Raw genomic sequence first — 26,304 nt, forward strand, 5'->3', positions numbered from 1 at the left:
CACGCTATGAAATAGTTTTATGCATTCATATACAAGTATATATAAAAACGGTGTATCATACAAGTACGATACACCATTTCTATTCATTGTGAGTACAAATTTATATATAGAATCCTCTATACTATCGCGATTCATAGGACTCTTGTAAAACGTAGGCAAAGGCTTTTTTAGTGCCATCCTCTTGCTCTTGCAAGTACACCCCTTGAATTTCTGGGGCAAAGCCAGGCAATCGATTAATCCCTTCTTCTAAGGCTAAGAAATAATCTCGTGCCGTCTCTGACCAGCGCTCACCTGGCTGTACACAGAGCACTCCTGGTGGATATGGCAAGGCTCCTTCTAACGCCATACGCCCCACTGCCTCAGACACAGGCACTAACTCGCCATGGCCTCGAACAAAATCAAAGTTCGCTTCTTGCGGTGATTTTACATAATCAGGAAAACACTCTTGTAAAAATAATTTCCGTTGTAAATCACTCACATTACGATCTTTATAAAAATCATGCATTTCTTGGCAAAGTTGACGAATTGTATATCCATCATAGGCCTTCCAGTGTTGATGATACACATAGGGCAATACTTCTTCCAACGGAGCATCTCTATCGATGAGCCTTTCAAACTCCACTAAATGAGATACTAATTGATCCATCTTTTTCTTTGTTTCCGCTGGCGTCATTAAGAATAATATGGTATTTAAATCGCATTTCTCTGGGATGATATGGCGATCGCGCAAGTAATGTGCCAAAATCGTAGCCGGTATACCAAAAGATTCATAGTCTCCTGTTTCTACATCAATACCAGGTGTAATCAATTGAAACTTGCAAGGGTCAATGAAGTATTGGTTCTCTCCATAGCCTTGGAAGGAGTGCCATTTTCCATTCGGTTCAAACCGGAAGTAGGATAGGTCCTCTGCCATGCGTTCCGTATCGCCATCTTCCCAACATTGACCATGCACCATAGGTGGCACTAGTGGTCGTATATACTGACACCGGGTTAGCACTGATTTACGAGCTTCGATAGCCACTTTTACACACTCTTTCCACAGATATTGACCACCTAATCCTTCATGCATTTTAGCATTCACATCTAAGGATGCAAACAAGGGATAAAAAGGAGATGTAGAGGCATGCATCATAAAGGCATTGTTCATCCGTTTATGGTTTACATACCGCGCTTGTCCTTTGATGTGTCTGTCTTTTTTATGCACCTGAGAGGCTTGAGAAAAGCCCGCTTGTTGCTTATGTACTGATTGCGTCACGAGAATACCCGGATCATTTGGTCCTAATTCTAATAATAAAGGACTGCAATCTTTCATCATAGGAATAAATTGTTCGTATCCTACCCAAGCAGAATCAAACAAAATATAATCACAAAGATGTCCAATCCGATCTACCACTTGTCGTGCATTATACATAGTTCCATCATAGGTACCTAGCTGAATCACTGCCAACCGAATAGGCCGTTCTTCCTTTGCTTTCTCTCGGTCTCTTTGCGCCACTAACTGACGGATATAGCTTTCTTCAAAGCAATGATCTAGAATCCCGCCGATGGACCCAAATGGATTTCGTGCCGTTTCCAAGTACACTGGTGTCGCCCCCGCTTGCACTAAAGCACCATGAGAAATAGACTTATGGTTATTTCTATCATAGAGCACCACATCTCCTGGTGCTAACAAGGCATTGAGAACCATTTTATTGGCGGAAGAGGTACCATTCAATACAAAATAGGTTTTATCCGCATTGAATACATCCGCTGCATGCTGTTGTGCATCACAAGCAGGTCCTTCATGAATAAGTAAATCTCCTAACTTCACATCTGCATTACATAAATCACTGATAAATACATTCTGCCCATAAAAATTGTAAAAAGCACGCCCTGCGGGATGCCTTTTAAAGAAGTCACCCCCTTGATGTCCGGGACAATCAAATTGAAGATTACCATTCGTAGAATACATAAATAAAGCCCTAAAAAACGGTGGCAACACAGCATATTCATAGCGTATGGCTGCGGTCTCAACATCCTCTGCTAGTATGGATTCATCAAGTCTATGTGCTGTATATATTTTCATGTTCGGCAAATCATCACCAGCTTTAATAAGAGCATCTCCATCTTTTGTGATTACAAAGAGAGGAATGGAAAAGGCTTGCACCTGTGGATGGTGAACCACATCTTTAACATACATATCACTGACCACGATGGCAGACACCTCCGTAAAGTCTGCCGTCTCCACATCCACCATAGGATATGTTATGTATTCTTTCAACAGTTCTGTCACATCCTGAGAGAGTGCTACGGACAATCGTTTCATAGTGCGATCTCCTTACTTTCAAATACACATCAATCTGCCATAAATAAAATAGAGACCCAAAACGGGTCTCTACATGGTTCATTGCGATTACGCAAATACATTCACTAAGTCAATCGTTTGATCACGACCAGGACCTACAGAAACGATACCTACTTGTACGCCAGTTACTTCTGCAATGCGTTCGACATAACGACGTGCTGCTTCTGGTAATTCTTCATACTTGCGGATACCGGAAATATCTGTTTTCCAACCTGGGAATGTTTCGTATACTGGTTCACATTCTGCTAATACATCTAAGCTAGCAGGGAATCCTTGTACAGGTTCACCGTTGCGAGTATAACCTACGCAGATTTTAACTTCATCTAAACCATCTAGGATATCAAGGCGAGTGATTGCCAAATAATCCAAGCTATTCAATGCTGCACCATAAGTCACAACGGATAAATCTAACCAACCACAACGACGGGAACGACCTGTAACAGTACCGAACTCATGGCCTGTTTGACGAAGGTATTCACCAGTTTCATCTAATAGTTCTGATGGGAATGGACCTTCACCCACACGAGTGGAGTATGCTTTTACTACGCCAAAGATATTTTTTAAGTAGTTAGGACCTACACCAGCGCCCACAGACGCACCACCTGCCACTGGATGAGAGCTAGTTACAAATGGATATGTACCATGATCAAGATCAAGCATCGTTGCTTGGGCCCCTTCAAACAATACTTTTTTACCACCTTTGATAGCATCGATGACTGCAAAGTTTGTATCTTTTACAAATGGACGTAATTGTTCTGCATAGCCTAAGTAATCTTTTAAAATTTCTTCAAAGTTAACTGGCTCAAAACCATATACGGCTGTTAACATTTTATTTTTCAATTCTACGTTGAATTTTAATTTTTTCTCAAATACAACTGGATCCATTAAATCGCAAATACGGATACCAATACGATTGACTTTATCTGCATAGCATGGACCGATACCATTTTTTGTAGTACCGATTTTAGCATCGCCTTTCACAGATTCTTCCGCTTCATCTAAACGATTATGGTACGGTAAAATCACGTGAGCACGGTCAGAAATATATAAGGATTTTGCACTTTTACCTTCTTTTTCAAGGTTTGCAATTTCTTCCAACAATACCTTAGGGTCCACAACGACACCAGTACCAATGATATTCATTTTATCATCGTAAAGAATACCGCTAGGCAATAAACGCAATGCGAAAGATTTACCATCTACGACTACTGTATGACCTGCATTATTACCACCTTGGCTACGTACTACCACATCAGCGCGTTCAGATAAATAATCAACGATTTTACCTTTACCTTCATCGCCCCATTGTGTGCCAATTACCATACTTGTTGCTACATTGGTTCCCATATGAATTGCCTCCATTACATCATAGAACTTTCTATCGTAATGACTACATTAAGTCATCGCACTGAAAGTTCTTCCATTATTAGTATTATCTTCGTAAATAGGCGCCTAACGTACACTATTTACACTTTATTATAGCATAGATTGAAAACATTGGGGTAGTTATTCCCTACAAATTCCCATATCTTTATGATGAGCCCAACCGCTTTATAAATTCTTCTGGAATGGACGATAAAAATCGACTTGGTTGTTGCCAATACCCATTTGCATTAACCTTTGCATAGGTAATGGTCAAGTGTTTCTTAGCACGGGTTAACGCCACATAGAAAATACGTTTTTCTTCTTCTAATTTACCATCTTTAACGGCAAAGTAGAACGGAAGTCCCCCATCATGTGCACTAGCAATAAAGACACTCTCAAATTCACTGCCTTTGGCTTGATGGACCGTAATGATGGGGATACGACTGTCTCCTTTTCGTCGGAACATGCCCTCTCCCGAGTGAAGAGCAGACATTTCTAATATCTCTTTCACACCATCACGGCCTACATAGTGTGGATGTTCCGTTTCTAACTCTTTCATGATGCGGTATAGTTCGCGAATACTAGTTAATCTACGTTCCCCAGTGGGATCTTCTTTTACTTTCTTCTGATAGTATTCCACTAGGCCCATATCATTCATAATATAGGCAAGAATTTCTGTAGGTTTACTCGTAGTCCACTTACTTCGTAAAGTATCCATAGAGGCAGCAATATTGGCAAATGTATCTCTATATTTATTTATAAATGCCATACGCTGTGCTTTCGTAGGAAGGATATTTTCTTTCATAGCATACACCAATAATTTACCCGTCGCTATAATATCATCCATGGCATTATGAGTGGACTGATGATCAATCGGGAAGTATCCACTTAAAAATTCTAGTTTATGGTTCGGCAAATTCGGATAGAACCGACGGTATATATCTAAGGTATCATAGATGGCTTGTACCCTTGGCATAGCTACACCATGTCGGCTACACTCTTGCTCTAATATGCTCATATCGTACTGCACATTATGACCGACAATCATGGACCCATCAGCAAACTGTCTGAATGCTTCCAGTACAGTTCGTGCATCACCACCAACCTTTTGTAAGTGCGCATCACTAAAGCCATGGACTAATTCTGAATCCCCTACAGGCACGCCGGGATTGATAAATCGTTCGAAGGTATCAATGGTATTGCCTTCTTCATCGATGCGGATAGCTGCCATCTGCACAATGCGATCTTCCATGATATTTACACCTGTCGTTTCCACATCAAATACAATGATATCTTTAGCCACTAGCCCTTTTTCTAATTGCTCATAAGGCTCTCGTGTAAAGATATTTGTGCTCATAAAATCGGTGATCCGCAACCCAGTTTTTCTCACTGCTGTGCTTTCTAATTCCTCTATGCGCTTATCACCAACTCCTTTGACAAAGGTTCGAATGATCCGTTTTGTACTCATCAAATCCCAAGGGTTCACTAAGCATTTAAAAAATGCCAATACATCCTTAATTTCTAACCGTCGGAAAAATTTTAATTCATCTGCCAAAATAAATTTTAGTTGCATCTTTTCTGGCAAGGGTCGATTACATCGTTTAAATTGTTCACTTAATCGTACGGCTTGTTTATTAGTGCGCACCAAAATTCCTACAGGGGGCATCTCTTCGCCAGTTCTCAGCTGTTGAATAGATTGAAATATATACCTAGCCTCATTCTGAGCATCTGCAGCAGCATATATCGAAATAGGCTCACCTTGCTGTGTGGCTATCGCTTTCGGTTCTTTTTGATACAACTCTCGCACCCGCTGAGGGAACATATCTTTCAACATGGAAAAAGCTCCCTTAAACAACATCTGATTAGACCGATAGTTTGTATCAAACACTAATTCTATGGGGTTATACTCTCTGCGATACCTATCGATTAATGTAATCGGATTAGAACCACGCCATTCATAAATAGTTTGAAAGTAATCCCCACAGAGCAAAATATGGTTCCCCTTCCACATGGTATTCATCACTTCATATTCTAATTCGCTAGTATCTTGCATTTCATCTACTGCAATATAGGAATAGCGCTGACGCCAACGATTAGCTACCTCAGGGCGCTGAAAGATTTGGTGCACCCTCGTAATCAAATCTGCAAAGTCTAGTCCATTCAATGAACGTAATCGCCATTCGTATTCCATCAATACTTGTAGCCCTTTTTCTTCTAAAAATTCGGCAGTATCTTCTGACATGATGCTATACCAAACGGACTGTTCCCGTTGCATACGCTTGATTGTCCGTGCGTAATCCTCTTGTATATTAGCAGAATAATATTGATACTTCGATCGATGCTCTTTCACTTCGCTGATAACCTCACGAATCGTTTTGGCATGTATTTTAAGTGCCATAAAACCATGCTCTTCACTATAGGCTTTCACAATATTTGGCAAACATTCACTCAATAATTCCTCTACATCTTCTTCGTCAAAGATGAGAAATTCTTTAAACAAATCTTCTTGTAATTTTGCTTCTTCTTGCAAAATGGTATAACAAAAGCTGTGAAATGTAGATACTTTCACAGCTTTTGCCTCTTGCCCTACAATCGCAATCATGCGTTCTTTCATTTCACGACACGCTTTATTCGTAAATGTTAAACACAAAATTTGATCCCCAGTGGCACGTCCCGTTTCCAAGATATGTGCCACCCGATAGGACAATGTATTTGTTTTTCCCGTTCCTGCAGAAGCTAGCAATACAATATTTCTATCTAATTCCTGTACAACTTGTTGTTGAATGTCATTAAGTACCACAGTATTTGATTGCATAGTTGCTCCTTATTTTACCAATGAAAGTACGCTAATCCTAGCACTGGTATAGGCCCTAACACGGCTGTTAGTGCCCACAACATAATATTCATATCCAAGGGAATATGGAATACTTCTGTAATCACTGCATAGGTAATCATACCTAAAAAGACATTGGTTGCTACCCGTTTGATGGTAAACCATGCTACCTTAATAATCATCCAAGCTACAACAATAGCTACTACAGCTTGTAATACGTAATCCATCATTACCTCATTTCCTGACGATGTAATACAGCACCGCTCAAGGTCACCTCATCAGCGTATTCAATATCCCCGCCTACGGGAATACCACGGGCAATACGAGTGACCTTAATTCCCGTAGGTTGCAATAATCGAGCAATATATAGCGCCGTTGCTTCCCCTTCTACATCAGGATCTGTGGCGATGATAACCTCTTGCACTGTATTATCTTGAAGGCGCAACATAAGCTCTTTCAAGCGGATGTCTTCTACGCCTACCCCATCAATAGGGGACAAAGCCCCTTCCAACACATGGTATAGTCCTTTATAGTCACCACTGCGTTCGATGGCGATGACATCACGGGATGTTTCCACCACACAAATCATCGATCTGTCCCGTTTAGAGCTTGCACAAAACTCACAAGGATCTTGAGCAGACAAATTAAAGCATTGGGAACATCTATGTGTGGCTTCTTTCGCTGCAAGGATGGTTTCTACCAAGCGTTGTACATCTTCTGCATCTGCCTCAATGAGATGGTATGCTAATCGTCTAGCCGATTTAGCCCCCACCCCTGGTAGGCGACGCAACTCTTCTACTAATCGTTCTAAAGGATTTGTCATATTAGAACATACCTGGCATTCCAGGAAGTTTCAAGTTTCCTGTGACAGCCCCTAATTTTTTCTCTGCCACTTCTTTTGCTTTACGGTTCGCTTCATTCACAGCTGCTAAGATTAAATCTTCTAATGCTTCCACATCTTCTGGATCTACTGCAGCAGGAGCAATTTTAATGGACAATACTTCTTGTTCTCCATTCATTGTTACAGATACGGCACCACCACCGATAGATGCTTCTACCACGGTGTTTTTAATTTCTTCTTGTGCTTTTTCCATATCCTTTTGCATTTTTTGAACTTTTTTCAACATACCTTGCATATTACCGCCACCAAACATAGTGAACCTCCTTCATTACTTAGACAAATCGTCTACTTCTTTCACATAAATATCATACCCATTAGCCTCCATGTGTTGTAAAGCATCATAGAGTAGAGTTTCTTGTTTTTCTTCATCACTGGCCTCGGCTGAAGACCATTTCGGCAATGTCCGTATCTCGTCTATTCCTTCTTCTGAAAGCATACCTTTCCCTATTTCCTGATAGTAGGGATTTAATACTTCCTCTGGATTCTCATAGACTGTGAGAAAGTCATCAATAATACCCTCTACATTGGTCGGATCACTACCAGCACCTACCTTTGAAGTGGTGTTTGTCCCTACATAAGTGGGTTTTCCACTATCAGGCCTCGACGTTTCTACAGATACAGTTGGCATCTCCTCAGAAGATGTAACCGGTATCGTTCCTTGCGCCACAACAATTGGTTGTCCTATCCCTTCAGCTTCTTTATTACCTTTCACCACAGGAGTCGTTACCATTGGTTGTACCTGCGACTGTCCGCTTTGTTGTGAAGCCCCTCCAAAGGATTTTGCTGCCTCTAAGTATACCTGCAATTTAGGGTCCTTCTTATCGATAGCTTTCACCACAATCGGCCGTCCTATCACTTGTTGAAACGCTTTCTTCCCACATTCTACATGTTGCGGTTGCACCAGAATAGGCCCTGCAATTGGTGTAGGAAACACCAAGATAGCTTGCTCTTGATCTAAGTACACCAAGTTTCCTTGCTGATAGATCGTATTGAGCAATCCATAGTTCTTGCCTCTCAACCATTTTATCACGTTTGCTAAAATCGTGCTATATTCATGAGGACTGACCATCCCCTGTCCTACAGTTAGCTCTTGCGCCGTGTCAAATATCGCCGTTTTAGGCTTTACCGATGGAGATGCTTTCTTCGGTAATGGTGGTGGCAAGGAGCTTTTACCAACAGAATCGGCCACTTTAGCTACACGAGGCGGTGGTAACGGGGATGTTGCTTTTACAGTTCTAGCTCTCACTGGTGAGACAGGTGGCAACAACACCTCATCCTCTACTGGATGAGGAATATCCTCCAAGACACCATCATATACATCCGTATCCGCCACAGGTGGTGCAGGTTCTACTACAGAGCTGGCAACTACAGGTCGTTGTTCCGCCCACTCATTCAACTTTTGGAGCAATGTATCTTCTTGACGATTCACAAACTGTTCCATCGTCGTCATGCGACCTTCCAAGGTTTGGTAAGTGCCTCCTCCCAATTGTAATAGTGAAAGCAATCCCATTTCTACAATGACCCTAGGGTTATCCACTTGCTTTGCATTATTTTGCACCGTTTGTAATACATTGATATAGCGTCCTATCTCCTCCATAGATAACGCATTGGCCTGCGCCAATAATCGCTCTTTATGCGTATCATAAGCCAATAACTCTTCTGCCTCAGGTAATACTTTCGCCACAATCATAGCTCGCAGATGTTCTACTAAGGCCGTTACAATTTGGCGAGCATCACGACCCATTTGTAGCGCTTCATCTACAGCTTGCAGTAAAGCCGCTCCGTTACCAGCTTTCAATATATCTACCATATCGAGGACCCAAGATTTGCTCACTAAGCCAATCATAGTCTCTACTAGAGGAGCTGTAATCATTTCCGAGGTCATACCAGAACATTGATCCAAAATACTCAAGGCATCACGTAAACCACCATCTGCATGGACTGCAATCACTTGTGCTGCCGCAGGATCAAGAGAGATATTACTTTCCTTCGCCACATGCAATAAATGGGCTGTAATATCTTTTGCTGTGATACGGCGGAATGTATAACGCTGACAACGAGATAAAATAGTAACCGGTAATTTCTCCGATTCTGTTGTGGCAAAAATGAACATCACATGACTTGGCGGTTCCTCGATAGTTTTCAACAAGGCATTCCATGCTTCATTGGTGAGCATGTGTGCTTCATCAATGATAAATACTTTTTTATGACCTACTACAGGCAAAAAGTTCACCTGTTCCCGCAAGGCACGCACTTCATCAATACCTCGATTGGAAGCCGCATCAATTTCGATCACATCCAAGGCTTGTCCTTGTAACATTTGCTGGCACGATTCACACTGACCACAAGGTGTATCTGTAGGTCCCTGTTCACAGTTAATAGCGCGCGCAAATATTTTTGCCATACTCGTTTTGCCCGTACCTCTAGGACCAGCAAATAAATAGGCATGGGCCACTTTATCTTCACGAATAGCTCGTTGTAATGTATCCGACACATGATGTTGACCCACAACATCTGTAAACTGTTTCGGTCTCCATCGTCTATATAACGCTAAATAACTCATAGCCCCTCCTTTCCCTTAAGATATGAAAAAAAGCAGCTAAGCTAGCTGCTTTACCATAGCACTCGAATCTGACAGCCCTATAGGTTTCCTCGTGGCACAAGAGAGTGACCGCTTAATGCTGCTCCAATCAAGGCCTGACATGGTTCACAGGCTCTCCTTGCACAAGCCCCATAGAACTGTCATATTCCAATGCTATTACCCTATCATTATACATGTTTTTCTATCCCTATTCAAGGGTATATACCTAATCCATCATAAATTGTGCTACACATTAGATGCTATTATTATAACAGAGTTAATTTGATAATTATCTCTTAAGTATCCCTTTATATGTACTAGTTTTCTTGTCCCTATTCTACAAGGATTGATTGTTATTTTTTGACATATGCAATTCTGAAGTATTACAAGAGTAGAAAATAGAAAGAAAAAAGGACGGCTGCCACCGTCCTTTTTTGAGTTTATGAAAGAATGCTCTAACTTCTTATATCTTTCTGCTCCAAGTATACACCCTTCTATTCTAACATACAATGGGACTATACTCGATGCCCTTCATAGGGGTGCAGGATTAAATCTCCTTTGGAGTATTCTCCTACATAGATATCCCTAATGGAATATCCTTGATCTCGCACTTCTTCTTCCAACCAAGCCATGTCTTTATCGGCTAGGTCTAGAATATCTGGATCTACTACGCCATCTACAATAACAGGGTAGCGAATGATATCATCACCATTCATGACCAGCGTTAATTGACCATTTTGTTCTAGCACAGCACGGCGTACATCACTCACAAGGGTAACCCCTGCGCTCCGAAGTTTCAACTGCAAATCACTACCACGAAGGCCCCGTTTCAAACACTCTCCAACGCGAATCTTACCGCGATCAATGACAATGCTAGGACGTCCATCGATCAGCGTTTTAATCCATCGCACATGAGCGCTAAGAAAACGCAAGCCCATGACCACGATGGTCCAAGCAATCAACACTAGGAAGAATTGCAAGATACCAATACTTTCACTGTAGATAACAGCACCAATAATACCACCTAGTACATAGTTTTGTACCTGATCTAAGGCCGAGTTCGGCGCTAAATTTCCCTTACCCATCAAGTTCATTTGCAAAATGAGAGCTAAAATACCAAGGGCTAGCTTAATAAATACTAATGTATATCCTGTTAACATATTATCGCCCATCCTTCTTCACATCTACCACCTTAGGATTGCTATTAATCATCTCCACAGGTCGCAAAGAATAACCATCCTTATTCATAGTGAAAGTCACCTCAAAATAGGCTTCCTCAATATTGACGATCATACGATCTTGCACGCGCAATGTATTAACGCGAATCTTATCCTTAGGTACATCTGCACGTTCACTTAAATTATTTAAGAATTGCACCATATAGCTCGATTCTTCTGCACTATTAATATCACGAGTGTAATCATTAACTTGCAATCCTAATAAAAATACAAGCCCCAATACAATGATAATGCCCAAGTCACGGAACTTAGTATCAAAACGATTATACATAACTTTTACACCTACTACTAGCAATGCTACTAATAAAATAGATGTCATAATGTATTGCAACAGAGATGTAAACTCTCCTCGTTGCACCACATAAGCATAGGTATAAAATTCCATAATTACCTCACAGTTCTTACTTTAACGCTTCATTATACTGCGCTCGATCTCCCCCTACAAATTTAGGACGTACACGAGCTGCTGTTACATGAGCTGCTCCAATTTCTTTTATACTTAGTCGCACAGGCACTGCCACATATTTTAGATGCATACCAATAAAAGTATCTCCAATGTCGATACCTGCATCAGCCTTTACATGCTCCACTAACACAGGATCCGACCATATTGCATAGGCTGTAGTTGCCATAGAACCACCTGCATGTTGTACAGGCACAGCATTCACTTCTTCATAGCCTCTAACCTCTGCGGCGTGACGTTCCATTACCAAGGCCCGATTAAGATGTTCACAACATTGAATAGCCACATCAAAGCTATATTCACGTTGTATTTCGAGCAGAGCTCTACACAAGTCTTTCGCCACATCGAGAGAGGAGTCCTTGCCAATATGTCCCCCTCTCACTTCGCTAGTGGAACATCCTACTACAAGTAGTTTACCTTCTTGCAGTTTTGCTGTCGTAGCCAATTCTGCTACAGCAGCTTTCATAGACTCATATATATTTTCATTCATAGGATTGCCTCCTCTTCATTGAGTACGAATCGACGTAAACAAGTATGCCATCGTCTTAGTGTATTATTTACCATATGCACTATACATGATAGGCATGGAATAGCATTGCCCTTGGATATTCCGTACCCACCTATATCTTGCGGGTACGGAATAGGATTCTCTTAGGCTATTAGTTAGCCATATGTACCACACGTTGAGGATACGGAATATCGATGCCTTCTGCATCAAAACGATCTTTCACATCGGACATAACACCATAATAGACTTCTCTGAAATCACTGGCGTTAATTAAAGGATAGGCAACAATGTTCACAGAACTATCGCCAAATTCTTTGATACCGATTTCTAAGGTATCCATATTATGAACCTTGCCTGTGCTCGCAAGAATTTCTTTGATAATCTCAATGGCCCGATGATGATCCGCATTATAGTTAATACCAAAGACAAACGTAATATAGCGTGTTAGTTCATAGTTGCTGTTCATCAAGTTATTGGATGTAATAGCCGAGTTCGGGATGAAGACAATTCGATTTTCTTTCGTCGCAATGGCGGTGTTAATTAAATGGATAGATTTCACAGAGCCTTCCACACCATTCACAGAAATCCAATCCCCTGCTTTAAAGGGTTTGAACGCCAAAATAATTAATCCCGAAGCTAAGTTGGACATGTTATTTTGCAACGCTAAACCAATGGCGATACCGAAGGCACCAAAAGCTGCCAAGAAGTTATTCGTCGGAAATCCCACTAAGGACAAAGCTGACAGCACGACTACGGACAAAATAGTGTAGTAAATAATTTGAGACGCAAAGCTGCGCACGGTTTGATCATAACCAGTGCGACTCATCAATTGTACTGACAACCGTCTTACAAATAAAGCTAAATAGCGGCCTATAATCAACACGATGATGGCTAAAATAATACTAGGTAAATATTCCAGTAATAAGGATTGCACATGATTAACAAAGGAAATACTTTCCTCTACATGCTCTGCTACCTTTTCAGTGCCTACCGCTGTGGCTGTGGCAACTTTTTCTTCTGCTAATAACATACATTATTCCTTTCCTATAACTATGTTGCAATAACTAACGCACAGTATATAATAGATAACCCACATACAATTACATTCTATGATAGCTATCAAACTAAACTTGTAAATATATTATCTTTAAGTATACGAAAAAAAGGTCTTTTGTCAAATATGATATCTGTTATGACACGGATAACTCCATATTTAGTATAGAAACACTTGCTGTCACCAACAGGTAACAAAAAACCTCTCGAACCAAAAAATATAGGGTAGTTGATATACCTATCAACTACCCTATATCCTAATTGTTTATGAACTATATCTCTTATTTAACTAAGATGAAAGTTACATTAATCGGACCATGTACACCAACGACACGAACTAACTCGATATCTGCAGTATTGGATGGACCAGAAATATGAACCACATTTGTAGGGAACTTAGCTGGATCATTACGATAGATTTTCGCTAATTCTGCCATCGTTTGTGTCATACGTGGATGAATTGTATCTTCACGCAATACAGAAATATGCGTTAAAGGCAATAAGCCCAAGGAACGACCAGATTCTTCTGTACTTGGTTGGATTACTGTTGCTGTTTCTGCAATCCCCAAGATTGGGAATGTAATACCAATATTAGAATCCTTCGCCACATTGATGTTCGCTTCACGACCTTTCGTAGCATCCCATTGATAGAATGTAGCTTGGTCTTCCCCTAATTGTTGGAATGCAGCTTCTAAACCATATGTTTCTACTTCTGCAGATTTAGGGTACACAACACTACCGCCACCACGAGCCACAATTTCGTCCACTAATGCCTGACCTACTTGAGAAGCATCCACTTCGATAAGTTTAGTACCTAAGCGTTCTGCTTCTGTTTTAAACATCTGTACTACTTGCTCATGGCTAAGGTCAGAATACATCGTCTCTTGAGGTCCTTTTGAAAAATCAAAAGGAGTTACAGACGTAGGAATTGAGTCACGGCCTAACGCACGAGATAGGCGACCTAAAAAGGCTTGTTTTTTTGCTTGATCCATTTTATTTCTCCTTTCCCTTTTGTGCTACGTGTTTTGCATATTCATCACGGAATTTACTCATTTTGAGCAAGCCCATATCTTTTGCTTTCACCCAGCCACCAACTACTGGTAATACTTTTGTCCAATCTGCCATATGGCCATTGTTACTCATTAATTTCATGCCGATAGCACCCATTTTGGTACCCATATCGAACAAGAAGGAGTTCGCAAATACACCTGCCACTGTGTGGAAGATACTGCGTTCGATAGCTGGACGCATTTGTAATTTATCAGCAATCACTTGACGATGTTTCAATAACAATTCATGCAATGGAATCTTAACTGGGCAATGCTCCCAACATTCGCCGCACAATGTGGACGCGTAAGGAAGATCGCCAGCTTCTTCATAACCAACCAATAGTGGAGTTAATACAGCACCCATTGGACCTGGATAGATAGAGCCATAACCATGACCCGTAATATGACGATATACAGGGCAAATGTTCATACATGCACCACAACGGATACAACGTAACATTTCTTCAAAATCGCCGCCTAAAATACCAGAACGACGGTTATCAATGATGATGATGTGTAATTCTTCTGGACCGTCTGCTTCCCCTTCACGAGCAGGACCTGTGATCATGGAGAAGTAGTTGGAAATTTTAGCGCCTACAGAGGAACGAATCAACATTTCCATCATCACATCCAAAGATGCGAAGTCAGGCACCAAACGTTCCATACCCATCAATGCAATTTGCGTTTTAGGCATGGAGCTTGCCATACGACCATTACCTTCGTTAGATACGATAGTAATAGTACCAGTTTCAGCTACACCGAAGTTACAACCAGTGAAACCTACGTCAGCACGCAAGAAACGATCGCGAATATAGCGACGTACGAAACGAGTCATTTCTTCTGGATTTTCAGTACCTTCATAACCTAATTTTTTCGCAAATGTATCACGAATACGGTTACGTTCAAAATGCAATGCAGGTACTACGATATGAGATGGAGGATCGAAATCTGCTGTTTGCAAAATAAATTCTGCCAAGTCAGTTTCATTTACTTCGATGCCTGCTTCAATTAATTCATGGTTTAATCCGATTTCTTCAGATACCATGGTTTTGGATTTAACAACCATTTTTGCTTCTTTGGCACGAAGTACTTCCAAACAAATTGCTGTTGCTTCTTTATCATCAGCTGCAAAGTGCACATGAGCACCAGCTTTTTCAGCATTTTCCGCAAATTGGTTTAAATAGTAATCCAAATTAGCCAATACATGGTCACGCAAATCAGCAGATTCATTACGGAAGTCTTCCCATTCTGCTACTTGATCTACTACAGCTTTACGTTTTTCATAGAATACATCCTGTGCTGTTTGAATGGCTTTTACTTTGAAGTCATTAGCAAGCACATCATTAACGCGTGTCTTAAACGGGCGTTTATCGTACACAATATTACTCATGGTGACTCCTCCTATCGACTATTCAATAATTCCGCAATATGCATTACGCGGATATGGCGATCAATTTCGCCTTCTTTGTAAAGTCGATCTAACATACCTTCAATATTCATCAAGCAAGCCATGTCGGAACCTGCTACAATGTTAGCACCAGAATCAGCAATATTTAATGCTTTTTCTCGTGTCATAACAGCGGAAATTTCAGGATTTTTTACTGTGAAAGTACCACCAAATCCACAGCAACGTTCTGCACGATGCAATGGTAAGTATTCTAAACCTTGAATGCCTGCTAATAGTTTCATAGGTTGTTCTTTGATTCCCATCAAACGTGTTACGTGGCAAGATTTATGGTATGTCACTTTGTCGTTAAAGCGAGCACCCACATCAGTTACCCCTAATACGTCTACGATGAATTGTGTAAACTCATAAATTTTAGAGCTCAATCTTTCAGCTCGTGCTAACCATTCTGGTTCATCTTTCAAAATATGATGATATTCGTCGCGAATCGCGAACGCACAAGAGCCAGACATGCTCACTACATAGTCAGCATTTTCAAATTGTTCAATTGTATTTTTAATAGCTCCTTTTGCAGCTTCGTTGTAACCAGAGTTAACAAACATCTGACCACAGCACACTTGCTTTTTAGGAACTGTTAATTCGCAGCCAAGGTTTTCAAGAACCTTTACACCTGCCATGCCTACATGAGGGTAGAACATATCAATCAAACATTGTTGAAATAAATGAATTTTCATTTTTTCACATCCTCAACTTTAAAGTAAACTACTATCACTTGATTGGCGAAATGCAACAATCGTTTTCCATCTATGTACTATTAGAACAGTAGGTTCTAAATAGTTTTCCGATGATTTTATTATATAGTAATTTTTCTGTAATTACAAAAGACTTGCAATATTAGCAAGAAGCCATTTTTATACCATTTTGCTAGTCATTATCAACCAGCTCATTTGTAGCAAAAATCACACGTTTTCCCTAGTCTTATCAATCCTTATAGCATCAAGGATTATATAATTTTTATGTATTTTAATACATATCAAATCTTCTATTAAAACACACATGTCTTTTCAGTCTCTAATTCCTACTTAAAACTAGTGCTATAACCAAAACTCATGAAAGAGATAACCATCGCTCTATAATTCAATTTTTTCTATAGTAAATTCATTGATAAATATCACTCTTTTCGCATGGAGTGAATCTTTCAAATATGGTATGATACATATAGTAAAACATTTTTAGTTTCCTAATTCGGAGGCACACCATGAAACGCATTTATTCTGCACTATTGCTAACTGTATTGCCTGTAGTATTATTACAAGCACAAACTAGCAACTCACTATCTACAAGCACTATGGTAACCACACCTAACACATTTACATATTCTCAACCAAATACGATTTCTACCTTTGATCGAGTACAAAAATATCGATTTACTGATGTACCTAGTAACTTTTGGGCTTATGAATCAATTACTAAAATGACAAAAGAAGGTTTAATGAGTGGATATCGTAATGGCACATTCAAACCCAATGACCCACTATCTCGTGAGGAAGCTGCCTCTTTATTTAGCAATATGATTGGAGATACTCCATCTATTATGTTAGCTAGTTCATTTTCAGACATCACTTCCGACCGTTGGTCTTCTCTAGCTATTGAAAGTGTAGCAAGAGCTAATATTATCAGCGGTTATGGTGACAATACGTATCGTCCAGAACAATATATGTCTCGCCAAGAATTTGCCGTGGTTGCTGATAAGTTTTTACACTACCAAGGATATCGTACTGAAGACCCAACAGCTCTCGATACCATCCACTTTAGTGATCAGAAATTTATCGCTCCTTGGGCTCAATCATCAGTACGTGAACTAGCTTTATGGGGATTCATCAATTACAGCACAAAAGGCTTATTCAATCCAGAAAAATATATCACTCGTGGTGAAGCTGCAGAAATTACATATCGTTTACTTTTCTCTAAAGAAGCTACTGCTATTCAGCGCACAATTCAGCAACAACAAATGGAAGAAACGGCACGCGCTCTGATCAAGAAAACATTTGGCGAGAATTACGATTTCCACCATCGTGGCGCTATGTTCTGGCGTGATGGTAAATTAGTCATTTCCTTTACATCTTCTAGCGATGTGAAAGCTATCACTGCAGAAACCGCCTATATTAAAGACAAACACTTCTTAGATAATCACATCATTACTACTGGTACTTATAACTTAGGTGACTTTGACAATTTACAAACCGATGCCGCTTACTTGTATCGTCAATTGGAGCCCCATGGCACTATCCTAGCTGTAACACCAACACCGAATGTAGACGGCTTAATTCTAACCGTAGACAAATTAGATGCTACGACACAGACAGCATTTATGAAAAAGTTTGGAAAGAAAGTTCAGCTAAAAACTAATTCATAATAACTCATACAAAAAGAGGAAAGTTGACTCCACTTGATCAACTTTCCTCTTTTGTGTTGGAAGCGCATTGTATTGCTAGTCCCCATCTAGCAAGTGACATCCTCCAACTCCAAGCTAAACACTTCTGTAGCAGGTCCTGTCATATATACTGTGCCATCTTCGTCATAATCTACATGTAAAACACCTAGGTATAACTCCACATCTACAGATCGACTAGTTAACCCTTTTTCATGAGCCATAACAGCGCTAGAGCAAGAACCTGTACCGCAAGCCAATGTAGCCCCTGCACCGCGCTCCCAAGTACGGACTTTCACAGTTTTCTCGTCCACCACTTGTATAAAGTTCACATTTGTTCCTTTTGGAAAAAGTGGATGCTTTTCAATCTTCGGCCCTAATACTGTCAATGGAACTGCTGTTACATCCTCTACAAATACTTCTGTATGCGGTACCCCTAACAGTACAGAACTCACCACATAGGATGTGCCGTCTACATCAATAGTATAGTCTATGACTTTATCTGATTCTATGTCCATAGGAATGTCTTTCGCAGAAAATGTAGGTTTACCCATGTTGACTTTCACCAATTTAGCCACACCGTTTTCAGCAATAATCGTTGGCGTCATAATACCAGCCAACGTTTCTACAGTAAACACTTCTGTATCAATGATCTTGCGGTCGTAGGCATACTTCGCAAAACAGCGAATGCCATTGCCACACATTTCAGCTTCACTGCCATCAGAATTGATAATGCGCATACGCACATCTGCCACCTTAGAAGGCATAACAATGACCAGACCATCTGCTCCGATACCCGTATGACGATCACATAGACGTTGTGCCATGTCCGTCACATCAAATTGTACTGTACCATCATCAAAAAAAACGATAAAATCATTTCCTAAACCGTGCATTTTTGTTATTTTCATATATATCTCCTCATCTGTATTATACAATTCCTGTCCGCACAGAGCGGATTATTAATTTATCGCAAAATATAGCCTTTGCTTTTATACATTTTGATGAAATCCATCATTGGCTACTATAATTTATTTGCCATTTATATTACCATGAATATAGGAAAAATAATAGGTACGTTTTCCTAAGCAGTATTAGGTTAATCATAAATTGGAGGTGATTTTACTATGCTTCCTGAAGAACGTTATTCTGCGATTCTACGACGCTTGAAACAAAACCGGGTGGTCACTGTACACGAATTGGTGACAGCCTTATCTTCTTCAGCGCCTACAATACGCAGAGATTTAGCCTATCTCCACAGTAAAGGTTTATTGCAAAAGGTCCACGGTGGCGCTGCCAGCCTCACCATTGACCATACCACAACGGATATAGATATAATCCCGAAATCCGTTATGTATCGCGATGCAAAAGAATCTATTGCCTTAGCTGCCTCTGAATTAATCAGTTCCTCTGGTTTTATCTTCATTGATGCTGGTAGTACCACTGAAATGGTGTTACATTATGTACCGCACACCAATGCTACCTTTGTGACTAATGGCATTCATCATGCTACCCATTTAGCATCGCGGCATATGAAAGTCATCTTATTAGGTGGCACTGTAAATCCTATTTCATCATCTATTGTCGGTAGTGTAGCTCTTAATCAATTAGATTCCTATAACTTTACACAAGGCTTCTTTGGTGCTCATGGTATAAGTTATAAATCTGGCTTTACCACAGAAGATCCTCTCGATGCTGCTGTGAAAGAAAAAGCATTACATAAATGTCACAATGCCTTTGTCTTAGCAGATCCATCTAAATTTGATCGCATTTCATCTGTTACTTTTGCCACCATTGATAAGGCGTCTATTATTACTACTAAATTACCCAATGAATTATATCGGAACTATGCAAACATTCAAGAAGTTGATCATCATCGTTAATACAAAAGCTGTCATCCCTAGACCTAAACGTCTAACGGTATGACAGCTTTTTTACAATCTATACAAGGTCGTGTATCCAACTATTTCATGTACATGATTACATCTAGCTTTTTCGATATATTTCTATTATAATGTATGGTATACTTTTTATTGTATGAATTTTGAAATGGAGATTAGTATGAGCTTTTTGAAAGATTTTAAAGACTTTGCCATGCGCGGCAATGTAGTAGACTTAGCAGTCGGCGTTATCATTGGCGCCGCTTTCGGTAAAATTGTTACTTCTTTAGTAAACGATGTGGTTATGCCTCCTATCGGATTATTATTAGGCGGAGTGGACTTTTCTAATCTATTCATCCCTTTAACTACTGGTACTGCTCCAGCGACTTTAGCAGAAGCTAAAGCGGCTGGTATCCCTGTCTTGGCTTATGGTATGTTCTTAAATACAGTCTTTGAATTCCTTATCATTGCTTTTTGTATTTTCGCTATCATCAGCCAAATTAAACGATTTACACCTGCAGAAGCACCGGTGGAAATCCGTAAATGTGACTATTGCCGTGAAGCTATTGCTGACGATGCAACACGCTGTCCACATTGTACAGCTGAATTAACTATCAAAGAATGTTAAATTCAATACATACTAGCTTTTAGATTTTTGAATTTTAGAGTTACATAATGCTAATAGGAAAGGACTGACACTAGTGTCAGTCCTTTACCTATAATTAGTATTATGTGAAATGCATAATGCATGATCACAACAAACCTAGCATATACTTTTATTATGTATATTGCTTTTCAAATATAGCATAACTAGATATTTAAAATCAAGTTTTAAAATATTCATTTCGCAAAGGCACAAAAGCCTTGAATATAGGGTTTTCTATGATTCATCAGAAAACAAAATACAACATTAATTTTCACAAAAAAAGAAAGTCGATAAATTTATATCAACTTTCTTTTTTACTATTTAAATGTATTTAATTATTTTGCAGCCATAGCATTCATAAGCATAGCAATTTTTTGATCTTGAGCTTCTAATTGAGCTTTTAATGTATCAATTTCTTTTGCCATTGCTACTTTAGTCATAGGAATATGTCCACGTTGACCAACTTTTAAGCTTACCCCTACATTAAATAATTTTTCACCATTTCCTACAGTACCGCCAAGGCTAACCATAGTATCTTCATTTGGACGATAGAATGCACCTAAAGCTAATGCATTACCGCTATGGTAGTTACCATAACCAGCTGCGATACTCCATGTATCATTACCATCAAACTCTAATGGATGTAATGCTGCTAACGCTGCAGAACCAGCTACTGCTTTATCCATACGAGAATTCAAACGACTTTCCATGGAACCCATATTTTGGTTAATGTTATCAACTTTGTTATTGACATTTGTAATATTAGTATTGATATCTTCTAAATTTTTATTAATAGTAGATTCAATGTTTCCTACTTCTGTTTTCACAGCTTTTAAAGCATCATTAATATTTGTTTTACCTGTACCACCAAGATCTTTTACAGTAACAGAGCCATTTTCACCAACAACAACAGCATCTTTACCTAATACTGCTTTTAAAGAGTCTGCTGTATTTTTTACAGAATCAGCTACATTTGCCACTGTAGTTGCTACAGAATGCAATTGGCTACCATTGATAGCATCTTTAGAATTTGCAGATACGTCTCCATTAGCTACATTAGTAACCTTTGTATTATTTGCATTGATTCCATCTTTTGTGACAAATTGCTTACCGTCAACAGCGATTCCACTTCCATCTACTTTGGTAGTACCTATTGTTACACTATTTAATGTAAGATCATCTTTTACTGCTACTGTGTATACAGGTTGACCATTAGCACCTTTTGATTCTGCAACAGTCACATTGGTACCTGCTTTTACTTCTGTTTTTACAGCTTTTAAGGCATCATTAACATTTGTTTTACCTGTACCACCAAGATCTTTAACAGTAACAGCTCCATCTTTATCTACTTCAGTTTCGCCACCTAATACTGTTTTCAAGGAATCGGCTGTATTTTTTACAGATTCAATAGCTTCATGAAGAGTAGCTTTTCCTGTTCCACCAATATCAGTAGCAGTAATTTTACCAGTTTCATCTACTGTTGCATCACCACCAATGATGTCTTTTACAGAACCAGCCATATTTGCCACTGCTGCTGCTACAGAATGTAATTGGCTACCATTAACAGCATCTGTAGATGTAGCTGTCACTTGACCTGCTGCTACGTTTTGAATTTGACGTTCTTTACCTTCATCACCAACAGAAACTACATAACTTACTTTATTGCCAGCATCATTAGTAACAGTACCTGCAAAATCAGTTAATTTTAATGTTGTTCCATTGGATTCAACAGAAGCTTCCGTTGTGTTAACACCTTCTTTTGTTTTAGCAAAAGTACCTAAAGCTACAGAGTTTTTCAAACTTGCTTCTGCGTGAGAACCATTGCTACCACCGCCGATAGCTACGCTATTCGCCGCAGCTACAGAGCGAGAACCTAATGCTGTACCATACCAGTCTGCAGAAGAGCTATCACCAATAGCTACGCCTCGGTTTTTTAACGCTTTTGCTTCACGACCAATAGCGATGGCAGATTGACCAGAACCATCTCCCTCTTTGTCCCCTGCATAGGCATTTTCACCGATAGCAATTGTATTATTAGTTGTACTTTGGGCATTTACACCAAGAGCAATTGCCTGAATTCCTTTTGCATTGGCACCAACACCATACGCAATGCCTTTATCATCACCTGTACCTGGCGTATTCACTGCAGCATCAGCTACATTCATTCCAATAGCACTCATAACCATAACAGCGCTCAACACTGCCGCTTTTAATGTTTGTTGTTTTTCTGTTGTTTTTAACATGTTCTTTTCCTTTACTTTTTCACGATAAAATAATCAATAAAATTGTTTATAATTCCTAAATTAAAAATTACAGTATTAAATGTTTTAGATTTAATACTGTAACAATTAATCATATGTGCAATTGTAAATAATCTTCATGAAGAAAAAATGAAGAAAATCAAAGTTCATGAAATCTTCATTTTTAAACTATGTATGTTGCTATTAATAAGCAGAGCTTTTACCAATAGCTTTCACTAGACGAGGCCGCCAATGGAATGCTGCCTGGTATGCTACATAGCCAAATAAAATGACGGAAGCCCCACCTTGTACAGGAATTGCTCCACATGCATAAATAGCATAACTATCATAGGCAATAGCTACGGCGCTCATCACATAGATTAGACGACGTAATCCGACGCTAGCCCCTTCAACAGATAGCATCTTGTTCACCGCCACGCAACAAAGAATATATGGAAATACATTTGTCACAACTGCTAGGTTAACAAGTTGTGCAAATTGTTCATTTAAACTTTCATCAGTGGTCATCAAAGCCAAAATAGCTTGTAATGCCAACAAAATAAAAATACCCCGTACAGGAGAATCTACGCGATTAACCCGGGCAAATACTTTAGGAAAGAAACCTGCTTCTGCACAGCTTTTAAAAACACGGCTCAAAGTAAATTGCCACCCCATAATGGCCCCAAAGCAGGATACTGCCATAAGCGCCATTACGATTTTACCTGCTGTACCATCAAACATATAGGCAAAAACAAGGCCAAATGGAGCAGTGGAGTTCACTAACTCAATGTTAGGAATGATCCCTGCCATAATATTTGTCGATACAATATATACCACAGCTACGGCTAAAGTGCCAAAAAATGTCGCAATCGGTACATTTTTCTTAGGATTTTCCACAGCATCTGCGTTTGCTGCTGCCGATTCAAAGCCTAAAAACCCCCACAATGTAAGGGAAATGGACTGACTGACCGCATCAAATACGGGTAGTTCTTGCGGATTCCAAACAGACACAAACATCTCTGGATCGAACCAAAACCAACCAAACACGCCAATAAATAAGACCGGCAACATGGTGCCCCAAATCGTAATATTGCTAATCCGTCCTGTGCTCTTGTTACCACGCACATTGACTAGAGCTGCCACCATGAGCAATCCTATTGTTGCTAAACTTACTTCTAATGGTGAAAGCGGCACATCAAACAATACAGCTCCATACCCTACGATAGATATAGCTATGGCTACATTGGCAATCACCAGAGATACTGCATAAGAATAATTGGCCATAAAATGTCCTGTCCTACCAAAGGCATATTCTACATAGCCTCCTAGACCACCAGACTTTTTCGTAAATAAGCCACATTGGGCAAAAATATAGGCTAAGGTTAAGGAGCCTAGTACAGTGATTATCCAAGATAGGATAGAAATGGTGCCTACCTGTGCTAATTGAGACGGTAGCATAATAATTCCAGCACCCAACATATTGGCTGCCACAATGGATGTCAGTTGGAATACAGACATTTTTTTAGCGGTGGTTTTCATGTATCAATCCCCTTTCCAAACATCACTTGAGTTCATTTCAAGTATCCGTGTCATCAAAACCGCTAGCCTAACTAGTCCGTACGGAATGGGTTCGGATGTAGTTAAGCGACTTCATTCTTTTATCGATTCATTGTAACACCTTTTCCTCCGTATGAATAGATATTTTTTTACAATTTTTCTCCTATTCCTATAACTTTCTATCATTTCCCTATCTTCCTATGATATACTATAGAAAATATGCTATGTCCATATAAAAGAAAGGATGTCCTTATGCAAGAACAAATCATTCAACTCTTGGGCGATGTAAACGGATTCCTCTGGAATAACATCATCATCGCTCTCCTCATCATTGCCGGTGTTTGGTTTACAGCAACCACACGATTCGTACAATTACGACAACTACCAGAAATGTTCCGTATTTTAAAATCTGGTGCAGGAGAAAAAAGTAAAGGTGACCATCACATTTCTCCATTCCAAGCATTCTGTATTAGCGTGGCCTCTCACGTGGGTGTTGGTAACATCGCTGGTATCGCTATCGCTATTGCCTTAGGTGGTCCAGGGGCTGTATTCTGGATGTGGTTTATCGCGCTACTTGGCGCAGCTACTAGCTTCATCGAAAACACATTGGGACAAATCTACAAAGAGCGCTTACCTGATGGCTCCTTCCGTGGCGGTCCATCCTATTACATTCGCCATGGTTTGAACAGTCCGTTCTTATCTATTTTATTTGCCATCTTAATCAGCGTTACATACGGCTTAATCTACAACTCTGTACAAGCAAATACCATTGCTATCGCTGTGCAACCATGGAATATCGACGCCTCTACAACAGGTCTTATCGTAGCAGCTTTATCTGCTCTTGTTATTTTCGGTGGTGCAAAACGTATCGCTCAAACAGCTGAATTTTTAGTGCCTTTTATGGCTGGTTTATATTTCTTAATTGCCTTATACATTGTCATCTCTAATATTTCTGTATTACCAACTGTGATTTCCGCTATCTTTACACAGGCTTTTACTATTGATTCTGCGACAGGCGGCTTCATCGGTGCTGCTGTAATGCAAGGTATCAAACGCGGCTTGTTCTCCAACGAGGCCGGCGAAGGTTCTGTACCAAATGCATCTGCTTCTGCTGATGTAAACCACCCTGTAAAACAAGGTTTAATCATGTCCCTTGGGGTATTCGTTGATACCATGTTTGTATGTACTGCCTCTGCATTCATCGTTCTTGTATCTGGCGAATATGTGCACACAGATCTAACAGGTATTGCCCTTGTTCAACACAGTATTGGACACCAATTAGGCTCTTGGGCTCCTGCAGTCATCGCATTATTTGTATTCATGTTTGCCTACAGTTCCATTATCGGCAACTATTTCTACGGCGAAGTGAATATTGCGCACATGACAAAAAATAACAAATTCGCTATTAACCTATTCCGTGCTCTTGTTATCATCATGGTCTATGTTGGTTGTATTGCTGAATTAAATCTTGTTTGGAACTTAGCTGACTTGTTTATGGCATTCTTAGTGCTTTGCAATATTACCTCTATCTTGCGTTTAGGCAAATTAGTAACCATTGCACTCAAAGATTACATGACTCAAAAATCTAAAGGTATTGAAGATCCAATCTTCGACCGCGCTATTTTACCAACTCAAAAAGGTATTACTTGGTGGCACAAAGGTCATGAAAACGAATAAACTCCTACGAAAAGGGTCCTTCGGGACCCTTTTTCTGTTTCGACGATATATTATATGATTCTGTAATATTTCTTGAAAGGGACAGTAAAGGCTCCCGCTACAACGCATTATATTAGATATAAAACATAGAGGA

21 protein-coding genes and 1 other RNA gene are annotated in these 26,304 nt (G+C 39.8%); 4 read left to right on the forward strand and 18 right to left on the reverse strand.

Features of this window, described 5'->3' with window-relative positions:
- Positions 1–121: 121 nt before the first annotated feature.
- The 15 genes from speC to EO113_RS06690 all read right to left on the reverse strand — a co-directional run bounded on the left by speC (position 122) and on the right by EO113_RS06690 (position 16,474).
- A complete protein-coding gene (gene speC / locus EO113_RS06620; RefSeq protein ID WP_127135875.1) occupies positions 122–2,305 on the reverse strand; it encodes an ornithine decarboxylase in 2,184 nt (727 codons plus the stop codon).
- An 87-nt stretch (positions 2,306–2,392) separates the two neighbouring features.
- Positions 2,393–3,691, reverse strand: a complete 1,299-nt coding sequence (locus tag EO113_RS06625; RefSeq protein WP_127069093.1) for an adenylosuccinate synthase — start codon at positions 3,689–3,691, stop codon at positions 2,393–2,395.
- 184 nt (positions 3,692–3,875) lie between these two features.
- Complete coding sequence (locus EO113_RS06630; RefSeq protein ID WP_127135876.1) at positions 3,876–6,524, reverse strand: 3'-5' exonuclease; 2,649 nt, start codon at positions 6,522–6,524, stop codon at positions 3,876–3,878.
- Positions 6,525–6,538: 14 nt separating this feature from the next.
- Positions 6,539–6,772, reverse strand: coding sequence for a hypothetical protein (locus EO113_RS06635; RefSeq protein WP_240633523.1), 234 nt, complete (start codon positions 6,770–6,772; stop codon positions 6,539–6,541).
- Positions 6,772–7,365 carry a recombination mediator RecR gene (gene recR / locus EO113_RS06640; RefSeq protein ID WP_009353178.1) on the reverse strand — a complete coding sequence of 198 codons (594 nt, stop codon included), beginning with the start codon at positions 7,363–7,365 and terminating at the stop codon, positions 6,772–6,774. The genes EO113_RS06635 and recR overlap by 1 nt, the downstream gene beginning before the upstream one ends.
- Before the next feature lies 1 nt (position 7,366).
- Positions 7,367–7,696: a YbaB/EbfC family nucleoid-associated protein gene (locus tag EO113_RS06645; protein WP_009353175.1), complete on the reverse strand. Its 330-nt coding sequence runs from the start codon at positions 7,694–7,696 to the stop codon at positions 7,367–7,369.
- 15 nt (positions 7,697–7,711) lie between these two features.
- Complete coding sequence (dnaX, locus tag EO113_RS06650; protein ID WP_127135877.1) at positions 7,712–10,006, reverse strand: DNA polymerase III subunit gamma/tau; 2,295 nt, start codon at positions 10,004–10,006, stop codon at positions 7,712–7,714.
- 55 nt (positions 10,007–10,061) lie between these two features.
- Positions 10,062–10,202, reverse strand: an RNA gene (ffs, locus tag EO113_RS06655) — signal recognition particle sRNA large type.
- A gap of 337 nt (positions 10,203–10,539) precedes the next feature.
- On the reverse strand, positions 10,540–11,184 hold the full coding sequence (locus tag EO113_RS06660; RefSeq protein WP_009353216.1) for a DUF421 domain-containing protein: 645 nt from the start codon (positions 11,182–11,184) through the stop codon (positions 10,540–10,542).
- Position 11,185: 1 nt separating this feature from the next.
- The gene (locus EO113_RS06665) at positions 11,186–11,647 is read right to left on the reverse strand and encodes a DUF3290 family protein (protein WP_009353185.1); all 462 of its coding nucleotides are present in this window, start codon (positions 11,645–11,647) and stop codon (positions 11,186–11,188) included.
- A gap of 16 nt (positions 11,648–11,663) precedes the next feature.
- On the reverse strand, positions 11,664–12,215 hold the full coding sequence (locus EO113_RS06670; RefSeq protein WP_127061722.1) for a TIGR01440 family protein: 552 nt from the start codon (positions 12,213–12,215) through the stop codon (positions 11,664–11,666).
- Positions 12,216–12,384: 169 nt separating this feature from the next.
- Positions 12,385–13,263 (reverse strand): mechanosensitive ion channel family protein, encoded by an 879-nt coding sequence (locus EO113_RS06675; RefSeq protein WP_062403513.1) that lies wholly within the window; start codon positions 13,261–13,263, stop codon positions 12,385–12,387.
- Positions 13,264–13,567: 304 nt separating this feature from the next.
- Positions 13,568–14,278 carry a lactate utilization protein C gene (locus EO113_RS06680; RefSeq protein WP_009353186.1) on the reverse strand — a complete coding sequence of 237 codons (711 nt, stop codon included), beginning with the start codon at positions 14,276–14,278 and terminating at the stop codon, positions 13,568–13,570.
- Between the two features lies 1 nt (position 14,279).
- The gene (locus tag EO113_RS06685; RefSeq protein ID WP_062403510.1) at positions 14,280–15,725 is read right to left on the reverse strand and encodes a LutB/LldF family L-lactate oxidation iron-sulfur protein; all 1,446 of its coding nucleotides are present in this window, start codon (positions 15,723–15,725) and stop codon (positions 14,280–14,282) included.
- Positions 15,726–15,736: 11 nt separating this feature from the next.
- Positions 15,737–16,474, reverse strand: coding sequence for a (Fe-S)-binding protein (locus EO113_RS06690; protein ID WP_009353202.1), 738 nt, complete (start codon positions 16,472–16,474; stop codon positions 15,737–15,739).
- Positions 16,475–16,998: 524 nt separating this feature from the next.
- Here EO113_RS06690 and EO113_RS06695 point away from each other — a divergent pair.
- Positions 16,999–18,156 carry an S-layer homology domain-containing protein gene (locus tag EO113_RS06695; protein WP_062403507.1) on the forward strand — a complete coding sequence of 386 codons (1,158 nt, stop codon included), beginning with the start codon at positions 16,999–17,001 and terminating at the stop codon, positions 18,154–18,156.
- An 86-nt stretch (positions 18,157–18,242) separates the two neighbouring features.
- Here the strand turns inward: EO113_RS06695 and dapF are convergent, their stop codons facing one another.
- Positions 18,243–19,082, reverse strand: coding sequence for a diaminopimelate epimerase (dapF, locus tag EO113_RS06700; RefSeq protein WP_062403504.1), 840 nt, complete (start codon positions 19,080–19,082; stop codon positions 18,243–18,245).
- A gap of 216 nt (positions 19,083–19,298) precedes the next feature.
- Between dapF and EO113_RS06705 the strand changes: the two genes are divergently transcribed.
- Positions 19,299–20,054 (forward strand): DeoR/GlpR family DNA-binding transcription regulator, encoded by a 756-nt coding sequence (locus tag EO113_RS06705; RefSeq protein WP_009353154.1) that lies wholly within the window; start codon positions 19,299–19,301, stop codon positions 20,052–20,054.
- A 178-nt stretch (positions 20,055–20,232) separates the two neighbouring features.
- The gene (gene mscL / locus EO113_RS06710) at positions 20,233–20,679 is read left to right on the forward strand and encodes a large-conductance mechanosensitive channel protein MscL (RefSeq protein ID WP_009353215.1); all 447 of its coding nucleotides are present in this window, start codon (positions 20,233–20,235) and stop codon (positions 20,677–20,679) included.
- Between the two features lie 353 nt (positions 20,680–21,032).
- Here mscL and EO113_RS06715 read toward each other — a convergent pair whose 3' ends face one another.
- Together EO113_RS06715 and potE are read right to left on the reverse strand one after the other, a co-directional pair.
- Positions 21,033–22,940 (reverse strand): YadA-like family protein, encoded by a 1,908-nt coding sequence (locus EO113_RS06715; protein ID WP_127135878.1) that lies wholly within the window; start codon positions 22,938–22,940, stop codon positions 21,033–21,035.
- 201 nt (positions 22,941–23,141) lie between these two features.
- Positions 23,142–24,476: a putrescine-ornithine antiporter gene (gene potE / locus EO113_RS06720; protein WP_009353207.1), complete on the reverse strand. Its 1,335-nt coding sequence runs from the start codon at positions 24,474–24,476 to the stop codon at positions 23,142–23,144.
- A 270-nt stretch (positions 24,477–24,746) separates the two neighbouring features.
- On the opposite strand from potE, the gene EO113_RS06725 reads away from it, so the two are divergent.
- On the forward strand, positions 24,747–26,171 hold the full coding sequence (locus EO113_RS06725; RefSeq protein ID WP_127135879.1) for a sodium:alanine symporter family protein: 1,425 nt from the start codon (positions 24,747–24,749) through the stop codon (positions 26,169–26,171).
- Positions 26,172–26,304 lie beyond the last annotated feature (133 nt).

This window comes from Veillonella sp. 3913, assembly GCF_003992235.1.
Taxonomy (GTDB): Bacteria; Bacillota; Negativicutes; order Veillonellales; family Veillonellaceae; genus F0422.

Bases quoted from the DNA above. Each gene is read 5' to 3' on its own strand.
- EO113_RS06680 (WP_009353186.1), bottom strand. From the start codon at position 14,278: ATGGATCAAGCAAAAAAACAAGCCTTTTTAGGTCGCCTATCTCGTGCG.
- recR (WP_009353178.1), bottom strand. From the start codon at position 7,365: ATGACAAATCCTTTAGAACGATTAGTAGAAGAGTTGCGTCGCCTACCA.
- EO113_RS06695 (WP_062403507.1), top strand. From the start codon at position 16,999: ATGAAACGCATTTATTCTGCACTATTGCTAACTGTATTGCCTGTAGTA.
- EO113_RS06645 (WP_009353175.1), bottom strand. From the start codon at position 7,696: ATGTTTGGTGGCGGTAATATGCAAGGTATGTTGAAAAAAGTTCAAAAA.
- mscL (WP_009353215.1), top strand. From the start codon at position 20,233: ATGAGCTTTTTGAAAGATTTTAAAGACTTTGCCATGCGCGGCAATGTA.
- dnaX (WP_127135877.1), bottom strand. From the start codon at position 10,006: ATGAGTTATTTAGCGTTATATAGACGATGGAGACCGAAACAGTTTACA.
- potE (WP_009353207.1), bottom strand. From the start codon at position 24,476: ATGAAAACCACCGCTAAAAAAATGTCTGTATTCCAACTGACATCCATT.
- EO113_RS06670 (WP_127061722.1), bottom strand. From the start codon at position 12,215: ATGAATGAAAATATATATGAGTCTATGAAAGCTGCTGTAGCAGAATTG.
- EO113_RS06675 (WP_062403513.1), bottom strand. From the start codon at position 13,263: ATGTTATTAGCAGAAGAAAAAGTTGCCACAGCCACAGCGGTAGGCACT.
- EO113_RS06630 (WP_127135876.1), bottom strand. From the start codon at position 6,524: ATGCAATCAAATACTGTGGTACTTAATGACATTCAACAACAAGTTGTA.
- EO113_RS06690 (WP_009353202.1), bottom strand. From the start codon at position 16,474: ATGAAAATTCATTTATTTCAACAATGTTTGATTGATATGTTCTACCCT.
- EO113_RS06660 (WP_009353216.1), bottom strand. From the start codon at position 11,184: ATGTTAACAGGATATACATTAGTATTTATTAAGCTAGCCCTTGGTATT.
- EO113_RS06625 (WP_127069093.1), bottom strand. From the start codon at position 3,691: ATGGGAACCAATGTAGCAACAAGTATGGTAATTGGCACACAATGGGGC.
- dapF (WP_062403504.1), bottom strand. From the start codon at position 19,082: ATGAAAATAACAAAAATGCACGGTTTAGGAAATGATTTTATCGTTTTT.
- EO113_RS06665 (WP_009353185.1), bottom strand. From the start codon at position 11,647: ATGGAATTTTATACCTATGCTTATGTGGTGCAACGAGGAGAGTTTACA.
- speC (WP_127135875.1), bottom strand. From the start codon at position 2,305: ATGAAACGATTGTCCGTAGCACTCTCTCAGGATGTGACAGAACTGTTG.
- EO113_RS06685 (WP_062403510.1), bottom strand. From the start codon at position 15,725: ATGAGTAATATTGTGTACGATAAACGCCCGTTTAAGACACGCGTTAAT.
- EO113_RS06715 (WP_127135878.1), bottom strand. From the start codon at position 22,940: ATGTTAAAAACAACAGAAAAACAACAAACATTAAAAGCGGCAGTGTTG.
- EO113_RS06705 (WP_009353154.1), top strand. From the start codon at position 19,299: ATGCTTCCTGAAGAACGTTATTCTGCGATTCTACGACGCTTGAAACAA.
- EO113_RS06635 (WP_240633523.1), bottom strand. From the start codon at position 6,772: ATGATGGATTACGTATTACAAGCTGTAGTAGCTATTGTTGTAGCTTGG.
- EO113_RS06725 (WP_127135879.1), top strand. From the start codon at position 24,747: ATGCAAGAACAAATCATTCAACTCTTGGGCGATGTAAACGGATTCCTC.